This is a genomic window from Streptomyces sp. HSG2 (assembly GCF_016598575.1).
In the GTDB taxonomy this organism is placed as follows: domain Bacteria; phylum Actinomycetota; class Actinomycetes; order Streptomycetales; family Streptomycetaceae; genus Streptomyces.
In genome coordinates this window covers 5160528-5178296 of the sequence record NZ_CP066801.1, presented here as the reverse complement: position 1 = coordinate 5178296, position 17769 = coordinate 5160528, and the positions used below count along the sequence as shown (strand labels likewise).

15 protein-coding genes are annotated in these 17769 nt (G+C 71.3%); 1 reads left to right on the top strand and 14 read right to left on the bottom strand.

Features of this window, described 5'->3' with window-relative positions; genetic code table 11:
- The first annotated feature begins 37 nt into the window (after positions 1–37).
- A complete protein-coding gene (locus tag JEK78_RS22530; RefSeq protein ID WP_242483442.1) occupies positions 38–1453 on the top strand; it encodes a lyase family protein in 1416 nt (471 codons plus the stop codon).
- Positions 1454–1678: 225 nt separating this feature from the next.
- Here JEK78_RS22530 and JEK78_RS22525 read toward each other — a convergent pair whose 3' ends face one another.
- The 14 genes from JEK78_RS22525 to JEK78_RS22460 form a co-directional block, all read right to left on the bottom strand.
- Positions 1679–2263: an NAD(P)H-dependent oxidoreductase gene (locus JEK78_RS22525; protein WP_200262000.1), complete on the bottom strand. Its 585-nt coding sequence runs from the start codon at positions 2261–2263 to the stop codon at positions 1679–1681.
- Positions 2264–2593: 330 nt separating this feature from the next.
- On the bottom strand, positions 2594–4213 hold the full coding sequence (locus JEK78_RS22520; protein ID WP_200261999.1) for an AMP-binding protein: 1620 nt from the start codon (positions 4211–4213) through the stop codon (positions 2594–2596).
- A gap of 189 nt (positions 4214–4402) precedes the next feature.
- Positions 4403–5050: an NAD(P)H-dependent oxidoreductase gene (locus JEK78_RS22515; RefSeq protein WP_200261998.1), complete on the bottom strand. Its 648-nt coding sequence runs from the start codon at positions 5048–5050 to the stop codon at positions 4403–4405.
- A 132-nt stretch (positions 5051–5182) separates the two neighbouring features.
- Positions 5183–5560: a DUF4440 domain-containing protein gene (locus JEK78_RS22510; protein WP_200261997.1), complete on the bottom strand. Its 378-nt coding sequence runs from the start codon at positions 5558–5560 to the stop codon at positions 5183–5185.
- Positions 5561–5610: 50 nt separating this feature from the next.
- On the bottom strand, positions 5611–6237 hold the full coding sequence (locus tag JEK78_RS22505) for an NAD(P)H-dependent oxidoreductase (RefSeq protein WP_200261996.1): 627 nt from the start codon (positions 6235–6237) through the stop codon (positions 5611–5613).
- 89 nt (positions 6238–6326) lie between these two features.
- Positions 6327–7529 carry an MFS transporter gene (locus tag JEK78_RS22500; RefSeq protein WP_200261995.1) on the bottom strand — a complete coding sequence of 401 codons (1203 nt, stop codon included), beginning with the start codon at positions 7527–7529 and terminating at the stop codon, positions 6327–6329.
- Positions 7530–7636: 107 nt separating this feature from the next.
- Positions 7637–9118, bottom strand: coding sequence for an MFS transporter (locus tag JEK78_RS22495; RefSeq protein ID WP_200261994.1), 1482 nt, complete (start codon positions 9116–9118; stop codon positions 7637–7639).
- 321 nt (positions 9119–9439) lie between these two features.
- A complete protein-coding gene (locus JEK78_RS22490) occupies positions 9440–11134 on the bottom strand; it encodes an FAD-dependent monooxygenase (RefSeq protein WP_200261993.1) in 1695 nt (564 codons plus the stop codon).
- A 5-nt stretch (positions 11135–11139) separates the two neighbouring features.
- Positions 11140–11940 carry an arylamine N-acetyltransferase gene (locus JEK78_RS22485; protein WP_200261992.1) on the bottom strand — a complete coding sequence of 267 codons (801 nt, stop codon included), beginning with the start codon at positions 11938–11940 and terminating at the stop codon, positions 11140–11142.
- 49 nt (positions 11941–11989) lie between these two features.
- Complete coding sequence (locus JEK78_RS22480) at positions 11990–13036, bottom strand: ketoacyl-ACP synthase III (protein WP_200261991.1); 1047 nt, start codon at positions 13034–13036, stop codon at positions 11990–11992.
- An 89-nt stretch (positions 13037–13125) separates the two neighbouring features.
- Positions 13126–15087, bottom strand: coding sequence for an anthranilate synthase family protein (locus JEK78_RS22475; RefSeq protein ID WP_200261990.1), 1962 nt, complete (start codon positions 15085–15087; stop codon positions 13126–13128).
- Positions 15084–15707 carry an isochorismatase family protein gene (locus JEK78_RS22470; RefSeq protein WP_200261989.1) on the bottom strand — a complete coding sequence of 208 codons (624 nt, stop codon included), beginning with the start codon at positions 15705–15707 and terminating at the stop codon, positions 15084–15086. The genes JEK78_RS22475 and JEK78_RS22470 overlap by 4 nt, the downstream gene beginning before the upstream one ends.
- A gap of 55 nt (positions 15708–15762) precedes the next feature.
- Positions 15763–16533: a 2,3-dihydro-2,3-dihydroxybenzoate dehydrogenase gene (locus tag JEK78_RS22465; protein WP_200261988.1), complete on the bottom strand. Its 771-nt coding sequence runs from the start codon at positions 16531–16533 to the stop codon at positions 15763–15765.
- Between the two features lie 43 nt (positions 16534–16576).
- Positions 16577–17746, bottom strand: coding sequence for a 3-deoxy-7-phosphoheptulonate synthase (locus JEK78_RS22460; protein ID WP_200261987.1), 1170 nt, complete (start codon positions 17744–17746; stop codon positions 16577–16579).
- Between the last annotated feature and the right edge of the window lie 23 nt (positions 17747–17769).

Sequence of the window (17769 nt, the reverse complement as noted above, 5' to 3'; positions counted from 1 at the left end):
CGGACCGGAGCGGTCCGGCGTCCTCGAATCGGCCACCGTGGAGCACTCCGGCGCGGTGTCGAGCCTGACCGACGCGGGACTGCTCTCCCCGGTACGGGCCGGAACGCCGGTGGAGGCGGCGGTGTGCGACGCGGCGTGGCTGCGGGCCATGCTGGACGCCGAGGCGGGACTGGCACGCGCGCAGGCGACGCTGGGCACGCTGCCCCGCCACGCGGCGGAGGTCATCACGGCCTCGGCCCGTGCGGAACGGTTCGACCTTCGCGCCCTGGCGGTCGCCGCTCGGGAGACGGCCAACCCGGTGGTGGGACTGGTGCGGGCATTGACCGCCGTGGTGGCGGCCGAGGACCCGGCGGCTGCCGAGTACGTCCACCGCGGCTCGACGAGCCAGGACATCCTCGACACGGGTGCCATGCTGATCGCCGCCCGGGCGCTGGAGATCATCCGCGCCGACGTGAGGGCCGCCGCCGACGCGGCGGGCACGCTGGCCGCCACCCATCGGGACACCCCGGCGGTCGCCCGCACGCTGGGGCTGCACGCCGTGCCCACGACCTTCGGTCTGCGGGCGGCGGGTTGGCGCCGACTGCTGTTGGACGCGGAGCGACGCCTGTCGCGGGTGCTGTCGTCCGGCCTGCCCGTGTCCCTGGGCGGGGCGGCTGGCACACTCGCCGGCTATCTGGAGTACGCGACGATCGGCGCGGGGGGGCACAGACCCCGAACGGGCGAATACGTGGATCGCCTGATCGCCGCCTTCGCCGCGGAGACGGGCCTGACCGCCGCGCCGCTGCCGTGGCACGCCCTGCGCACACCGATGGCCGACCTGGGCGCCGTCCTCGGGTTCACCGCCGGAGCCCTCGGGAAGACGGCGGTCGATGTGCAGTCCCTCGCCAGAACCGAGGTCGGCGAGGTGGCCGAGCCCGGAGGCGCGGGGCGCGGTGGATCCTCGGCGATGCCTCACAAACGCAACCCCGTCCTGGCGACCCTGGTGCGCAGCTCGGCCCTTCAGGTACCCGCCCTGACAGCGGCCCTGACGCAGTGTCTGGTCTCCGAGGACGAACGCTCGGCGGGTGTGTGGCACGCCGAGTGGAATCTGTTGCGCGAGTGCCTGCGACTGACGGGCGGTGCCGCCCACACGGCGGTCGAGCTCCTGTCCGGTCTGGAGGTCCGTCCCGGGCGGATGCGCGAGAACCTCCGTCTGACAGCGAGCCAGGTGGTGTCGGAGCGGGTCGCCGCCGCGCTCTCCCCGCTGGTCGGCCGGGAGCGGGCCAGGTCTCTGCTGGCCGAGGCCTCCGCGAGGGTCCACCGCGAAGGCCGGGGCCTGGGCGAGGTGATCCGGTCGCTGCCGGATGTGGCGGATCTACCGGAGGGCACGGTGGACGAACTCGTCGCCCTGTGCGATCCGACGGGGTACACGGGGGCCGCCTCCGCTCTCGTGGAGCGCTCGCTGCGTGGCTGACCCCGGTCGGACGCACCGACCCTCGCACCCGATCGTCGCGTCTGCGAGGGCTCCACACGTGTCGGCCGGGCCTCCCCGGCCGGCGCGGCGTCACGTCGCGAGCACCGGACCCGCGGCCGGCACGAGAGCGACCGTGGGTCGGCCGGCGCCGGGCGTGCCCGGCGGGGACCACGCACGGGGCGGGCGCCGCGGTCCGGGATGTGCGGGCGCGAGTGTCGCGAGTCCTCAGTTGTCGTAGGGGCGTCGGGCCTTGGCCTCCTTGGTCGCCATCGCCCACCACCCGAGCTTGTCCCACAGCACCTTCGCCGCCGCTTCGGCGTCGGTCGGGTCGATCAGCGCACCGGTCTCGTCGAACTGGCCCCAGGGACCGTGAAAACTGACGGCGTCGCGCACCGGAACCGCGTGCAACTCGGTGAAGATGTGCTTCAGTTGCTGAACCGCCCGCAGACCTCCGGCCAGGCCGCCGTAGCCGACGAAACCGACGGGCTTGGCGTGCCATTCCATCTGGGTCCAGTCCGCCACCACCTTCAGCGACGCCGGGAAGCTGTGGTTGTACTCCGGCGTCACGACGACGAAGCCGTCGGCGGCGTCGAGGCGGGCGGAGAGCGCGCGATGGATCTCGGCGACCTCGGGCGTCGGCTCGTCGGTGAGGGCCGTCGGCAGGGGAAAGTCGGCGAGGTCGATCGTGTCCGTCTCGATGTCCTCCCGCTGCTCGGCGGTGCCGACGAACCAGTCGGCGATCGTCGGGCCGAAGCGTCCCTTCCGGACACTCGCCAGGATCACGGCCACTCGGATGCGTTCGTTCGACATGTGAGTCCCCATTCGTCACTTCACGGCGGGTCGCCTTCTCGACGGACAGTGCAGCAAAGTCGGGGGCGAACGGCCAAGCGCCATCGAGTATTTCGATGAGTCGGCCCTGTTCTCGGGATGTCGGCGGCACGGCGAAGGTCCGGTGCGCCCCCCTCGTGCGGGGTGGGCGCACCGGACCTCGACGGTGCTGGGGGACGTTTCACCGGGGTGTCTCGCCGTTCCGCGGCGCACCGTCACCCGGGCCGGAGGCGAAGCGGCGGTCGCTCGGCCCGGGGCGTGTGCGTGGCTGCGCATCGGGGCGGCGCGCGGGGCCGGCCCCCGGTGCCTTCCTCAGAGGGAGGGCGGGTCGTCGGGGGCCTCGGAGGGGCCTTCGTGCTCGCCCCCGGTGGGGGCGGACACGGCGAGCAGACCGGCGAGTTCCAGTCGTTTGATCTTCGCCGTCGCGGTGCGCGGGAGTTCGGCGAGGGTCCGGTGGAGCGGCTCGGCCAGTGGTGGTTGGTCGGCGACGGCGACGGCCCATCGCGTCGGGTCGAGGGGTTTGTCGTCGCGCGTGCACACCACAGGGACTGCGCGGCCGTCGGGGCCCGGGACGACGACGAGTTCGGTGAGTTCCTCGAGTCTGTTCAGGACCGCGTCCTCCACCTCCAGGGTGGAGTCGATGCCGGGGATGACGTCGACTTCCCGGTCCAGCAGATGCAGGCACCCCCACTTGGTCCGATAGCCGACATCGCCTCCTCGCCACCATTCGCCGATCACCTGCTTGTCGAACCGTTCCGCCTCCCCGTGGTAGGTCAGGGCGCGGCCCGCGGTCGACACGTCGATGTAGCCGGGGGACTCCTTTGTCGGCGGCTTGCCGTCTCTGCTCACCAGCCGGTACTTGGTCATCCCCGGCGTGGGGTAGCCCTGGCACCGTCCGTCGGCCTTGAGGGCGTTGCGTCGGCGGTAGGTGCGCGCGGCCAGCGGTCCGCACTCGCTCTGTCCGTAGACCTGAAGGAAGACGGGATGGTCGCGGTCGGTGGCGTGCAGGAACTTGTGCATGGTGCTGGGGTGGATGGCGTCGAAGGTGCTGTTGAAGTACTTGACGTTGGATATCGGGCGGCGCGGGTCGTCGAGCATCGCCTCCCATTCGAGGAACGAGTTGGGGTGGGTCTCCAGGACACCGGGGCGGTGCCGGACCAGGACGTCGGCGACGTGTTTCGGGGAGGCGTCGTCCATGAATACCATGGGCATTCCGCGGAACTGGAGGACGGCGAGTCCGAGATACATGCGCGAATGCACATAGGAGACGTGCATGGCCACGGTTTCGCGCTTGCGGATGAATCCGGCGACCTTGTTCTGCCAGTTCCCCCGGGCACCGAGCGAGCGAGCGGAGTGGACGACCAGTTTGGGAATCCCGGTCGTGCCGGAGGTGTGTGTCATGAGGGCCGGTTCGTCCGGTGCCAGCATCACCGGGCGGCGTTCAGGCGCGCCCGCGAACCGGGAGAGCGGGATGGCGCCCGGACCGGATCCGGCGACCGTCAGGACGCGGCTCGTCGAACTCCCGAGATCCACGTCGGCCAGGTCGCCGGTCAGCTTGGCCTCGTCGGTGAGGAGTGTGGGGCCTTGCAGCCGTCGCAGCAGCTCGTCGACGGTGGGTCCGTCCAGGTGCGGCGAGAGCATCGCCGGGACCGCTCCCACGCGCGCCGCGGCGCAGGCCAGGACGGTGATGTCGAAGTTGGACGTCTTGTGGATGGCGACGTGCTCGGTGGGGCGTACGCCGGCCGCCCACAGTCGGTTCGCGGTCTCGGAGACGTGGTCCGCGAACTCCCTCACCGTCAGTTTTCGACCGGTTCGCGGAAAGGCGTGCATGTCGTGGTCGAGGGTGATCGGGGTGTCGGCGTGCCGCACCGCGGCACGCTGGGACATCACCCCCAGGTAGAGGAACTTCTTGCTCGGTGGCACTGTGAACATCGTCTGCTCTCCCCCCATCAGGGAACGGGACCGGGATCTGGGCTATCACCTCGGACGAAATTGTCACGGTCGGTTGGGGGGAGAAAGTGGTGGTCGGCTTTTGCGTCAGCTCGGCTCGTGTCCGGCGGACGCGACGGAGGGCCGGGCCGCCCGGGTGGCGATCCGGCCCTCGCGGGACGATCGATCGACCTATGCCCCGGGGAGCCCCTTGCGCAGGGCGGCGGCCACTTCGAGGGTCCGCAGGGTCTGGTAACCGACGGCGGCGAGGTTGTCGTCGGTGACGTTCTGCGCGAGGTGGCCCGGGATGGCCTGGAGTCCCGAGGTGGCGCTCACGCCGTAGGGATTTCCGTTGCTCGGTGCCAACAGGATGTCGTCGGTGACGCCCGGGGGCACGATGACGGCTCCCCAGTGGTAGAAGACGTTGCTGAGGGCCAGCACGGTGGACTCCTGTCCTCCGTGCTGCGTGCCCGTCGACGTGAAGGCGGACATGGCCTTGTTCACGAGGCCGCGGCGGGCGTGCAGCTCGAAGGTCTGGTCGATGAAGTGCTTGAGCGGCCCCGCCGGCAGGCCGTACCGGCCGGGCGTGCCCCAGACCACGGCGTCGGCCCAGTCCAGATCGTCGATCGAGGCCACTTCGACGTCCCTACTGGCGCGGACGTGCTCGGCGTTGGCGTCGGACCACTCGGTGTAGTTGGGTGCGAGGGGCTCGTCGGTGATCTCGGCGACCCGGCGGAGACGGACCTCGGCACCGGCCTTCTCGGCCGCCTCCGCCGCGGCGACCGCCATCTTGTGAATGTTTCCGGTTGCCGAGTAGTAGACAATGGCGACCTTGGTCATGAACCTCGTGCTCCTCTGTGGGGGCGTGCGCGGCGGACCGGCCCGGTCCGGCCGCGGGCGAGCGGGGGCTTTCCGACACACCCTGGTCGCGGAATCTTCGCTCCGCCGGCCGGACTCGGGGAATCCGTCAGGTCAACCGCGCTCGACGCCCGGCGGGTTGTCGATCGCGTAGCGCCAGAGGCCGTCGGCTCCGCGGCGGGCGACGTCGGTGGCGGTGCCCTCGACGTGCACCGGCTCGCCGTCGGGCCCGACGCCGTCGATCAGGAAGTCTCCGACGATCAAGGCGATGTCGTCGTGGACGTAGACGTGCCGGACCGATATGTCGATGGGGAGGCCCAGGGCGAGGAAGTCGCTGGTGGCCTGCCGGCGTCTGTCGCCCGTGACGACCACTCCGGGGGTGAGGACCCGGACAGCGTCGGGCTCGAAGAGCCGGTCGATCGAGCCCAGGTCCCGGTCGTTGAACGCCTCGACGAAGGCCTTCGGAAGCTGCGCGGGATCGCTGACGGCCATGCTGGCTCCTGAGTGTGAGGTGGGAGTGGGGAGACGGTCGCCGGCTCTGGTCAATGGGCCACTGTGGCCGGCACGGGCACGGTCGCGGAGGTGGTCAGGGCGGCGGCGACCTCGATCGTGCGTCGGGTCTGGTAGGCGATGGCACGAGTGTTCGCCTCGTGGACGAACCCGGGTCGGTCGCCGGCGACGGTTCCGGCGCCGTAGGGGTTGCCGTTGTCCTTCTCGTAGAGGACGGGGTCGGTGGACCCGGTCGCGACGATGACGGAACCCCAGTGGCAGATCGCGTTGTGCAGGGCGAGGATGGTGGTCACCTGGCCCCCGTGCTCCGCTGATCCCGAGGCGAAGGCGGAGACCGCCTTGGCCAGGAGCCTGCCGGGGATGGACAGCGTCGACGTGGTGTTGATGAACCGCATGAGTTGGGGGGCGGCCAGGCCGAAGTGCACCGGCGAGCCCAGCAGGACGGCGTCCGCCCACTCCAGGTCTTCCAGGGTCGCCTCGGGGATGTCCGCGGTCGCGGCGGCGTGCTCGCTCGCTCCCGCCCTCCCGGTGGCGGCGAACTCGGCGACCTTGCGGAGTCGGACCTCGGCGCCCTGCTCGTGGGCCGCCTCCGCGGCTGCAACGGCCAGGCGGTGGGTCGATCCCGTGGAGGAGTAGTAGATGACGGCGACGTTGGTCATGGTGGGGCTCCCTGAGAGACGGAGGTCGCGGGTATGGGGTCCGGACGCATCGTGCGGGGGCGGCGACCCCGCGACAACGGGGTGCCCGCCTAGTTCGTCAGGTCTCTCCTGCCGTGGCGCGCCGAGAGGAGGACGCAGCAGGCGGCACCGGCGAGTGCCGCGGCCAGGGCACCGGCCAGGGAGCCGAAGTCGCTGAAGAGTGGAGCCAGTTGGGCGCCGGTTCCGGCTCCCACGTTCAGGGTGAAGCCATAGACGGCTATGGCGGTGGTCTGGGCGGCGCCGGCTTGGCCGCCGACGGTCTGGATCAGGGCGGGGCCGAGGGTGGAGAACCCCAACATGAACACGAACAGGGCGGCTCCCAAGAGCACCGCCCGGTCTCCCCCGGCGGCGGCGGGGATCATCGCCACGAGGGTGACGGCGAAGGCGCCGTATGCGCGACGCGTGGCCCTGAACCGCCCGAGGACGGGGGCGAGCAGCACGGCCACGAGCAGGGCGGGCAGGGCCGCGGAACGCAGGGCGAGCATGGCCGAGCCGTCCCGCCCCACCTCGGGCGGTCCGTAGAGCTGGACCCCGGTGTAGAGCGCGGTGAGCGCCCCGGCACCGACCAGGATGGCCAGGTAGAGCGGCACCACTCGGGCGGTGAACGCGCCGCGCACGCCGTCGAGTCGGACGGCGGTCCGGTTCGCGGAGGGCGGGGGCGGCGGGTCCGGCAGCAGCACCCGCCAGGTCACCGCGGCACCCGCCAACAGCAGGGGCGCCGTACCCCAGAAAACCGAGGTCCAGCCGAGCGTCGCCTCCAGCAACTGTGCCTGGACCTGTCCGACGACCACGGTGGCGCCCATACAGGCGGACACCACGGTGAGGGCCAGGGGAACGCTCCGCTCGGCGACACGGGCGTGGAGGTAGGCGTAGGCCATCGGGATGAAGGAACCGGCGAACAGCCCTTGGAAGGAGCGCAGGACGACGCCGGTGCCCAGGTCGGAGGCGAGCGGCACCAGGGCCGTGACGCCGGCCATGGCCACGACGTTGCCGACCATGACGGTGCGTCGCCCCCAGCGGTCGGACAGCGGTCCGCTGAGGAGCGAGCCGACGGCGTGCGCCAGGGCGAAGGCGGTGGTGGACACCGCCGCCGAGGCGGTGTCCACGTTCCAGGCGTCGGCGATCCGCGGCATCAGGGGGATGGTCACGTACATCTGCCCGACCACGAGCACGCCCATGAGGGACACGGTGACCACGGTCGCGGCCAGCGGGGCGGTCCTCCCCGGAGCCTCCAGGACCCTTGAGTTCGACATGACGTGATCCTCCGACCGGGTGACGGGCTCGACAACCGGACGGCGGGTCATCCGTCAAGTCCCCACCTCGGACGGTGCCCGGGGCTGGAGGACGCTCGGTGGAGACCTCAGGCTCCGACCGTCTCCCGGTCTTCGGCGATCGGGGCGGTCCGGGGGGAGCTGTCCACGATCTTCTTCTCGGGCTTGGACAGACCGAGGGAGACCAGAACGGTCAGTCCGATCCCGACGGCGGCGAGGAAGACCGCGGTTCGCAGTCCGTCCGTGGTGGCCGCCACGAGCGCCTCGCCGCCCAGGCCCTCCAGACCGGAGTTGGCCACGGCCACCAGGACGGCGAGACCGACCGCCCCGCCGATCTGCTGGGTGGTGGAGGCGGTGCCGGAGGCGATGCCCTGCTCCATCGGGTCGACCCCGACGGTGGCGGCCCCGAACATCAGCGTGTAGCCGGCGCCCTGGCCTACGCCCATCACGAGCATGCCCGGGACGAGTGCCAGGTAGGAGGTGTCCGTGGCGAGGGTCAGGCCCATGATCACCGTGCCGACCAGTCCCACGACCAGGCTGGCGATCATGACGGCGCGGATGCCGTACCTGGTGGCCAGCCTCCCCGCGGTCTGCGCACCGGCGGCGATGGCGACCATCGGAACCAGGAACGCGAGTCCGGTCTCCAGGGCGCTGTAGCCTCGCACCACCTGGAAGTAGACGGTGAGGAAGTACAACAGGGTGCCGAAGGTGGCCATGTAGAGGAAGGTGACGGCGCTGCCGGTGCTCAGGTTGCGGTTGCGGAGCAGGCGGAGCGGCATCAGGGGGTCACTGCTGCGCTGCTCGACGACGACGAAGGACACCAACAACACCGCGCCGACGAGGAGGGATCCCAGGACGGTCGAGGAGCTCCAGCCCGACTCGGGCCCCTGGACGAGAGCGAAGACGACGGCGGTGGTTCCGATCGTGGCGGTGAGGGCACCGGCCAGGTCGAAGCGGCGTCGGACGTCGCCGAGGACGTCCGGGGCGATCAGCGGGACGGCGCACGCGATGGCGAGCAGCGCGAGGGGAACGTTGACGAAGAAGACCGACTCCCAGCCCAGCGCCTCGGTCAGCACCCCGCCGAGCAGCGAGCCCACGATCATCCCGGACCCGCCGGCGGTGCCCCACACGGCGAAGGCCCTGTTGCGCTCGCGGCCCTCGGCGAACTTGGTGGAGACCAGGGTGAGGGTGGCCGGGAAGAGGAAGGCGCCGCCGATGCCCTGGACGGCGCGGGCGGCCACGAGCAGTTCGGGTGTCGTGGCGAGCCCTCCGACGAGGGAGGAGACCCCGTACAGCGACAAGCCGAGGATGAACATCCGACGCGGACCCCACAGGTCGCAGGCGCGTCCGCCGAGCAGAAGGAACCCGCCGAAGGCGACCGCGTAGGCGCTGATCACCCACTGGAGGTTCTGCGCGGAGAATCCGAGATCGGAGCCGATCTCGGGCAGGGCGACGTACACGATGTTGTAGTCGATGGAGATGATCAGCTGGGCGAACGCCAGCAGCGCCAGGAGGAGACCCGGCCGGTGGCGCGGCGCCGGGGTGACGGCGCCTGTGGCCGAAGACGGCATGTCTGTGCCTTTCCGTGGGGGGTTGGGAAACGGAGTCGATCCCGAACGGGATCGGTCGTCCGGCCGCGGTCGCTTCCGGTCGAACCAGCTACGCACGTGGTCGGGCCGCCAGGGCGGGCGCGCCACTCGGTCACCCGAGGGGCGGCCCGCGGGACGGGGCGAGGCGATGCCCGCCGCCCCCGGGACGCGGGGTCGACCGTCGCGAGGGCCGGTGGTGCCCTCGCGCCGACGGCCCGCGGGGCCGGCGTGCTCGCCTGGTGGGGTGGGAGGCGGAGGAGTGCGACTCGCGGGCACGTCCGCCCGTGCGGCGCCTCCCCGCTCTCACCTCGCCGAGACTACGGGTGGTGGTGACTCGTCGGGAGGGACGTCGGCGTTTAGTGTCAGGTCGGTTCCCGGCATGGTCGCCGTCGTGGTGGCACGCGCGTCCCGGTGGGTCGGACGCCGGCACAGGCTTCCTTCCAACTCCTGCTCCAAGCGCACCAGATCGCCCTGGTGTCCGTGGGCCGCGAGATGCCCGTCCGGGCGTACCAGGTGGTAGCCGGGCCGGGAGCAGGCGCCTTCGGAGCGCAGCTCGCGCCGCGGGAGGACGACGGTGCGAAGAAGCGTTCCGTAGCGCCGGGCGATGTGCCCGATCTCCCTCGACCAGGCCGCGTCGGGTGGGACCACGACCAGGGTCCAGGCGTGGGGGTCGGCTTTCGGGCCGGAGACCGCGTGGGCGAGCGCCGTCCTTCGAGGAAAGACCGCGCCCGGCTTGAGGCCACCGGGGATTCGGTCGCGCAGTCCGCAGCGGCTGATCCCGGAGGGGCGTTGACTCTCCCGCGTCGGCGGGTAGGCGAGTCTTCGTCCGGCCATCACGGGGGTGTAGAACCGTGTGACCACTCCGGTACGTTCGAACAGCCGGAAGGCGGCATCCCTGGCCCGAACCTTGATCGGGCTGTCGGCCACCCAGGCCCTCGTCTGGAGGTCGGTGTCGCGGACGATCTGTCGGGTGGCCTCGGAGCGTTCCCTTCCGTAGCTCTCCAGCAGGGAGGGCGGGGACTCGCCTCGAATCACTGCGGCCAGCTTCCACCCGAGGTTCTGGGCGTCCTGGAGGCCGTTGTTCATCCCCTGGCCACCGGCCGGGCTGTGCACGTGCCCGGCATCGCCCACCAGGAAGACCCTGCCCGTGCGGAACCTGGTGGCGTGCCGGGCGTGCACGCGGAACACCGCCTGCCAGACCGCCTCCGTCAGGTGTACGCCTCGGGGCCCGCGTTCGTCGACGATGTCCCTCATCAGGTCGAGCGTGACCTCCTCCTTGCCTCTGGGCATGACGGAGAGGAAGCGGTGGACGCCGTCGGGCATGGGGACGACCACGAGGGCACCGCCGGAGGACTGGTAGAAAAGGCATTCGTCCGTGGGGAGGTCTCCTTCGACACGGGCGTCGACGAGGGCGAACGCCATGCCGTAGGTGCTGCCCTCGAAGCCGATGCCCAACTGGCCGCGGACGGCGCTGCCCGCGCCGTCCGCGCCGACGACGAAGGGGGCGTCGATCCGCCGTACGACACCGTCGGCGCCCTCCACGACGGCGGTGACCACGCCGCCGTCCGCGAGGGCGTCGGAGAAGTCCACTCCCTCCAGCGCGAGCAGCCGGGTGGACCGCTCGATCTTGCCGCCCAGCTCGTGCAGTCGGCGGGTGAGAAGTCGTTCGGTCTCGTGTTGAGGCAGCACCCGGCAGGCGGTGTCCCGCGTCAAGGCGAACGACGCGAGGGGCCGGCGCTCGGAGAAGTAGCTGAGTCTGCCGATCCGCACCGACTCCCGGTGCACGCTGTCGCCCAGCCCCGCGTCCTGGAGAATGTCGAGGGCGCGGGGCCAGACCGAGAGCGCCTTCGGGGTCGTGGAGGGCTCGGCGTCGCGGTCGATGATCCTCACCCGGACTCCGCGGCGCATGAGCTCGACGGCCGTCAGCAGCCCGGAGGGGCCGGCGCCGACGACGAGGACGTCGAAGTCGGCCCGCTCCGCGTTTTCGAGGGCTGCCACGTCGCTCACTCCGTCCGCACGCCGGCGGTCACGCCGAGTCCGGGATCCCGGGGAAGCCGGTCGAGGCGGATGCCGAAGTGCTCCTCGTACGCCGCGAGGGACTCGGCGTCGTCGGCCAGTGTCCGCTTGCTCCGCTCCTCGCCGGCGACCAGGCTCATCTGCGTGTTTCCCTTCAGGGTCACCAGGCCGTCCGGAGTGCGCACGGAGCAGAAGAGGCCCTGGAGGAAGGAGGACTCGGGGGAGGTGCGATACCACCACAGGGTGGGAGCGAAGTCCGCGACGCGCACGGGCCGCTCGTCCACCTGGTAGAGGGGCTTGCCGTTCAGGTGGAGATCGACGGTGCCGTCGGCCGCGTCGCCGAATCGGTAGACCCCGTGGGGGTCCTCCTGCGGGGCGCGAGAAGCGAGGCTCAGGGGGTGCCTGCTGTTCCTGCCGAATCCGACGTCCACCAGCCAGGGCTCCGCGTCCACCCACACGCGGAGCGCCAAGTGGCCGAGGAACGGGCCGAGGCCGTCGGGTCGGTGTACCCGGCCGGGCAGGATCTCGACACGGTAGCCGAGTGCCGTCAACAGGTACGAGAAGGCCGGGTTGAGTTCGTAGCAGCCGCCTCCTCGCCTTCCCCGGACGATCTTCTCCAGGACCCTCTCGTCCATGAAGATCTCCCGGTCCAGGTGGTAGTCCAGGTTCTCGAAGGGCACCGTCAGGACATGACGTTCCATCAGGTAGCGCAAGCCGGCGAGGTCGGTGTCGGCGGGCCGTTCGGCGCCTATCCGGCGCAGGTACTCCTCGACGAGGTCGTCGCGCATCGGTTCCTCCTAGTGGGGTGACGGTTCGGGGGTGCGGGGAAGGGGAAGTTCACGAAGTCCGCGTCGTGCGCGGGTCCTGCCAGGCGAGCAGGGAGAGTCCCATCGCCATGCCGCCGCCGAAGGCGGCGAGCAGGACGAGGTCGCCATCGGCCAACTCGCCGGCGCCGGCGGCGAGGTCCAGGGTCACGGGAACCGAGGCCGCTCCGGTGTTCCCGAGATCCCGGTAGCTGGTACGGGTGCGCCCCTCGGGCAGGCCGAGGGCGGCCGACATCTCGTCGAGCATCCGGCCGTTGGCCTGATGCGGCACGAAGTGCGACACGTCCTGCGGCCGGTACCCGCAGTCCCCGACGAAGTCGGCGATGGCCGGCACGACATGGGATGCGACGAAGTCCCGTACACCCCGGCCGTTCATGGTGAAGTACTGGCGCCCGGCGGCGAGGTTCCGGGCGGTCACCGGGTGGCGGCTGCCGCCGCCGGGTACCTCGATCAGATCGCGGTCGGCGGGGAAACCCGCCAGTCGACCCGCCAGGAGGCCCCGTCCCGGGCGCGCGGGGCCGAGGACCACCGCCCCGGCTCCGTCCCCGAAGAGGACGGCGGTGCGCCGGTCGGTGGGGTCGAGGATGCGCGAGTAGACGTCGGCGCCGACCACGAGGGCGTACCGGGAGTCGGAGGCTCGCAGGATTCGCTCGGCGGTGCTCAGGGCGAACGGGAACCCGCTGCAGACGGCGTTGAGGTCGAAGGCGGCCGTGCCCGGGGCGACGCCGAGTCCGTCCGCGACGACACTGGCGGTCGGGGGCTGCGGGGAGTCCGGGGTCGAGGTCGCGACGACGACGAGCGACAGCTCCCGGGGGCCGACGCCCGCGGATTCGAGGGCCGCCCGCGCCGCGCCCACCGCCAGGTCCGAGGTGGCCTGGTCCGGCTTGGCCTTGCGGCGCCGGCGGATTCCCGTCTTGGCGCGGATCCAGGCGTCGTCGACCCCTGCCGGGGCTCCGACCTCGGCATTGTCCACGACGTACGACGGAAGGCACGATCCTGTCCCCAGGATCGCCGTTCCGGCGGGCGGCCTTCCCGTCCTCGCCGCGCCCGTGCTGATCATAGTGTGCTCCCTCCTCGGGAGTTCGGGTCTCCCCGCGGCAGATGCTTCCCGGGTCTCGGGCGCGGGGCAAAGCCTCTCGGCGGAACCCGTCAGGTGGTCGGGGAGTACGTCAGGTGCGGGGTTCTCGATTCGTGTTCCGGCGCCCTGCCAGAGGTCGGGCGGAGCAGGTTCGAGACCATGTCGGCGAGGATGGGCACGCCGTTCTGGGTGAGCACCGACTCCGGGTGGAACTGCAGCGAGGCGAAGTGCCCGCCGCGAAGGGCGTGCACCTCCTCGTTCTCGGGGTCGCGGGCGATCTCGACGGGGCCGACGCCCGCGACCCGGATGCGCGCCTCGGGGCTGCGGGCGGCGAACGCGTTGTAGAAGCCGACGCGTTCACGCCTGCCGAACAGGTCGATGTCGCGTTGCACGCCCTGGTTCGGGACGATCCTGCGGGCCAGGACGAGACCGAGTTCGCGGCTGAGCACCTGGTGGCTGAGACAGATCGCGAGGAAGGGCGTCCGGTCCGCGAGGAGCCGCCGCACGGCGTTGCCCAGGTGGGCGATCTTGGGATGGGCGCCGTCGCGCGGGTCACCGGGGCCGGGTCCCATCACGACGAGATCGTGGCCGGTGAGCCGGTAGGCGGTGTCGTACCGACTGACCGTCACGCGCATGCCCAGAGAGCGAAGTTGGTGAGCGATCATGGAGGTGAAGGTGTCCTCGGCGTCCACCACCAGGACCTTCAGGCCGTCGAGGTGGTGGCGTTCCGCGGGTCGGGTCGTGTCCTGGCCCAGCCAGAACCCCGAGATCGTCTCGTTGCGCCGTCCCAGGGCGCCGAGCACGTCGGGGTGCGTGGCGAATCCCGTCGGCCCGACCTCCTCCAGCGCCGCGATCAGACCGGCCGCCTTGGCGCGGGTCTCCGCCACCTCCGACAAGGGGTCGGAGTGTCGTACCAGGGTCGCGCCGACACCGATCCGGACCCGGCCCTCGGCGTCGATGTCGGCGGTACGGATCAGGATGGAGGAGTCGAGGGTCGGCCCGCCCTCGCCGTCCCGTCCGATCACTGCCAGCACTCCGCTGTAGTAGCCACGCCCCCGCTCCTCGTACCGCCGGATGACCTGGCACGCGCTCTCCAGCGGGGACCCGGTGACGGTCGGGGCGAACAGGGTCTCGCGCAGGATCTCACGGGGGTCCGCGTCGGTACGGCCCTCGATGATGTACTCGGTGTGTGCGAGGCGGGCCATCTCCTTCAGGTACGGTCCCAGCACTCGACCGCCCTGTTCGCAGACGCGTCCCATCATCTTGAGCTCTTCGTCCACCACCATGTACAGCTCGTCGGCCTCCTTGCGGTCGGCGAGGAAGTCCATCACCCCGGGGAGCGCCGGGCCCGAGGGGGGGTATCGGTAGGTTCCGCTGATCGGGTTCATCACCGCGGTGCCGCCTCGCACGCTGATGTGGCGCTCGGGTGTGGCTCCTACCAGGGTGCGCCCGCCGGTGTGGACCAGGAAGGTCCAGTAGGCCCCTGTCTCCCTTCGGAGGAGCCGCTTGAAGAGGATCGCGGCGCTGTGCGGGGTGTAGTCGGTGATGTCCAGGACGAAGGTACGTTTGATGACGAAGTTGGCGCCCGCGCCGGTGCCGATCTCGTCGGCGACGACGCGGCGCACCGTCTCGGCGTAGGCCTCGTCGGAGGTGTCGAAGTGACCGCCGGTGGTGTGGAGGGGGCCGTCGGGGATCGCCGCCATGACGGTTCCGGCGTCGAGGGTGGCCTGTCCGGTCACGGTCAGGGCGACCAGGTCGGCGTCGTCGGCGGCGCAGGCGTAGCCCCGCTCGGCGATCTGTCGGAAGGGCACGAGGGCGAGGACCTCGTGTCGGGGGGTGCCGTTCGGGGTTTCGGGGGCGGGGCGGGGGATGTCCGCGAGGGTGCCGGGGGTGGAGACGTCGCCGACCATCACCTCCACGACGTCCGGTCCGTTCGACTCCGGTCGGTGCAGCAGGGCGAAGGGGGGAGGTTCGGGGCTCAGGATCAGCGCGAGCAGGTCGTCGGTCCCGGAGCCGTCCTCTGTGGCGGTCATGCGAGGGTCTCCTTGGTGGTGGTGACCACCGCGCAGCGGCGGGCGGCGTATTCCACGGTGGCGTGGTGGTGTCGTTCGTCGAAGTCGGCGATGGCATCGGCGACGAGGAACGTCTGGATGTCGTGACTGAAGGATTCGATGGCCGTGGTGATCACGCCGACGTGTGCGTAGACTCCGCAGATGATCAGTTGGTCCCTGTCGTGGGAGCGCATGAGATCGAGGAGGCCGGTGCGGAAGAAGGCGCTGTAGCGCCATTTGGTGAGAAGCCAGTCGCCGGCTGTCGGTGCGAGTGGTTCGACGATCTGCCTGTCCCCGGGGGCGGGTCGCATGCCGGGGCCCCAGAAGTCCTTGAGAAGACCTCGCTGGTCGTCGGTCATACCGCCGGGCTGGGCGGTGTAGGCGACGGGCATCCCTCGTGCGAGGGCCTCGCGGCGCAGTGTCGTCGCGTTGTGGACCAGCCGGGTGCGCAACGGCTCCGCGAACGGCTTCAGGAAGTAGCGCTGCATGTCGTGGACGAGCAGGACCGCGCGAGCGGGGTCGACGGTCCAGCGGGCGCTGTTGGCGGGAAGGTCTCCCGGTGACGGCAACGGGTAGGTCTCGATGGTCGGTAGGCCGGCCATGGGGTGTCCTCTCCTCTCGTGACGGGGTTCGTGGCGGAGGGTTCGGCGGTCGCGTTCAGGCGCCCAGTCCGGCGCCGCCGTCGACGGTGAGGGTGTGGAGGGTGATGTGGGAGGCGTCGTCGGACAGGAGGAAGGCCACGGCGTGGGCGATGTCCTCGGGGCTGGCGACCTTGCGCAGGGGTATGCCGACCCGGAAGGCGTCGGGGCGGCCGTCGATCGTGCCCCGGGGTCCGGACGCGTCCCGCCACATCGAGGAGAGCATGGGGGTGTCGGTGGAGCCGGGGGCCACGATGTTGCAGCGGATTCCGTGGCGGGCGACCTCCAGGCCGAGGCTCTTGGTGAACATCTCGGCGGCGGCCTTCGAGGCCGCGTAGGCGGCCATCTCCGTGCGCGGGGTGGCGGCGGCGTTGGAGGCGACCGTGACGACCGCTCCGCGAGATCGCGGGACCATCCGGTTGACGACGGCGCGGGACAGGTGGAACACGCCCGTCGCGTTGACGGCGAAGGTGCTGTTCCAGTCGTCGTCGGACAGTGCGCCGACCTCGCCCAGGCGCAGGACTCCTGCCGCGTTGACCAGGAAGTCGATCGCTCCCAGGCGTTCCTCGACGGCCGCGACCACCGTCTCGACGTCCGTGCTGTCGGTCACGTCGGCCGGGAAGGCGACCGTCGGCAGCCCGTCGGCGACGGCCTTTTCCACTGTCTCGCGCAGCCGTTCGGCGTCCCGGTCGACCGCGGCGACGGTGACGCCGCGCTCGGCCAGTTCTCGGGCGACGGCCGCTCCGATGCCGCCCGCCGCTCCGGTGACGAGGGCAGTTCGGTTCCGCATGGATGTGTCTCCTCTCGTGCGGGAAGGGGGTGTGCGGTGGCGGTCACGCGCTCCAGGCGGACACCACGGAGAGGGCTTGTGCCGGGTTGAGTCGCGGGTCGCAGAGCGTCGCGTAGACGTCGCCCACGGAGTCGGCGGCGGCCTCGCTGGGCGCGCATTCCGTGACGACGTCGGGGGTGGTCTCCAGGTGGAGTCCGCCCGGGATGCCGCCGTTGTCGGCGACCGCCGCGCGGAAGGCGATCACCTCGCGTTCGATGGTCTCCACGAAACGGGTCTTGAGGCCCTGTCGGGTGGTGACGGTGTTGCCGTGCATGGGGTCCGTGAGCCAGACCACGGGGTGGCCCGCGTCCCTCACGGCCCGGACCAGGGCGGGCAGGGCGGCGGCGACGGTGTCGGCTCCCATTCGGGCGATGAGGGTGAGTCGCCCCGGCTCGCGACGGGGATCGAGTCGGGCGCACAGCGCGAGCAGTTGCGCCGGGGTGGTCTTCGGCCCGACCTTGCAGCCGACCGGGTTGACGGTCTCGGCGAGGAGCGCCACGTGCGCGCCGTCGACCCGTCGGGTGCGTTCGCCTATCCAGGGCCAGTGCGTGGAGGAAAGCAGCGGACCGTCGCTCTCCTGCCGCACCAGAGGGGTCTCGTAGTCGAGGAGAAGGGCCTCGTGGCTGGTCCAGACCGTGGCGTCGATCGCGGCGCGTGGGTCGGGGCGACGCCATCCGAGGTGGCGCATGATGTCGTCCGCGGCCATGTAGCCGGTGAGCAGCCTGAGGGGATCGGGCCTGCGTCCTTCCACGGAGGGCTCGGGGTCGTTCACCATGTGGCCTCGGTAGACGGGCAGGGTGACCCCGTCGACGAGTTCGGTGTCGTTGGAGCGTGGCTTGCCGAACTGGCCCGCGATCCTGCCCACGCGTATCACGGGCTTTCCGGTGGCCAGGCGCAGGGTGCCGGCGAGGAGGTCGAGGACCGCGGCCTTGCGGGCCACGGTCTGCGGACCGCTGTCGTCCGGGTCCTCCGCGCAGTCCCCCGCCTGCACCACGAGGGCCTCGCCCGCGGCCACGCGGGCCAGGTGGGAGCGGAGGTCGCGGACGTCGGAGGCCCGCACCAGGGCGGGTCGACTCGCCAGCTCGGCTCGCACCCGGCGTACCTGCTCGACGTCGTCCCATCGGGGCTGTTGCGGTGCGGGTCTGGCCCGCACACTGGTCGGGGTCTGTTCCATGGGTCTGCCTCCATCGAGGTGGG

Excerpts from the sequence above, each read along its gene's own strand:
- JEK78_RS22525 (WP_200262000.1), bottom strand. The coding sequence starts at position 2,263 with ATGTCGAACGAACGCATCCGAGTGGCCGTGATCCTGGCGAGTGTCCGG.
- JEK78_RS22520 (WP_200261999.1), bottom strand. The coding sequence starts at position 4,213 with ATGTTCACAGTGCCACCGAGCAAGAAGTTCCTCTACCTGGGGGTGATG.
- JEK78_RS22515 (WP_200261998.1), bottom strand. The coding sequence starts at position 5,050 with ATGACCAAGGTCGCCATTGTCTACTACTCGGCAACCGGAAACATTCAC.
- JEK78_RS22510 (WP_200261997.1), bottom strand. The coding sequence starts at position 5,560 with ATGGCCGTCAGCGATCCCGCGCAGCTTCCGAAGGCCTTCGTCGAGGCG.
- JEK78_RS22505 (WP_200261996.1), bottom strand. The coding sequence starts at position 6,237 with ATGACCAACGTCGCCGTCATCTACTACTCCTCCACGGGATCGACCCAC.
- JEK78_RS22500 (WP_200261995.1), bottom strand. The coding sequence starts at position 7,529 with ATGTCGAACTCAAGGGTCCTGGAGGCTCCGGGGAGGACCGCCCCGCTG.
- JEK78_RS22495 (WP_200261994.1), bottom strand. The coding sequence starts at position 9,118 with ATGCCGTCTTCGGCCACAGGCGCCGTCACCCCGGCGCCGCGCCACCGG.
- JEK78_RS22485 (WP_200261992.1), bottom strand. The coding sequence starts at position 11,940 with ATGCGCGACGACCTCGTCGAGGAGTACCTGCGCCGGATAGGCGCCGAA.
- JEK78_RS22480 (WP_200261991.1), bottom strand. The coding sequence starts at position 13,036 with ATGATCAGCACGGGCGCGGCGAGGACGGGAAGGCCGCCCGCCGGAACG.
- JEK78_RS22475 (WP_200261990.1), bottom strand. The coding sequence starts at position 15,087 with ATGACCGCCACAGAGGACGGCTCCGGGACCGACGACCTGCTCGCGCTG.
- JEK78_RS22470 (WP_200261989.1), bottom strand. The coding sequence starts at position 15,707 with ATGGCCGGCCTACCGACCATCGAGACCTACCCGTTGCCGTCACCGGGA.
- JEK78_RS22465 (WP_200261988.1), bottom strand. The coding sequence starts at position 16,533 with ATGCGGAACCGAACTGCCCTCGTCACCGGAGCGGCGGGCGGCATCGGA.
- JEK78_RS22460 (WP_200261987.1), bottom strand. The coding sequence starts at position 17,746 with ATGGAACAGACCCCGACCAGTGTGCGGGCCAGACCCGCACCGCAACAG.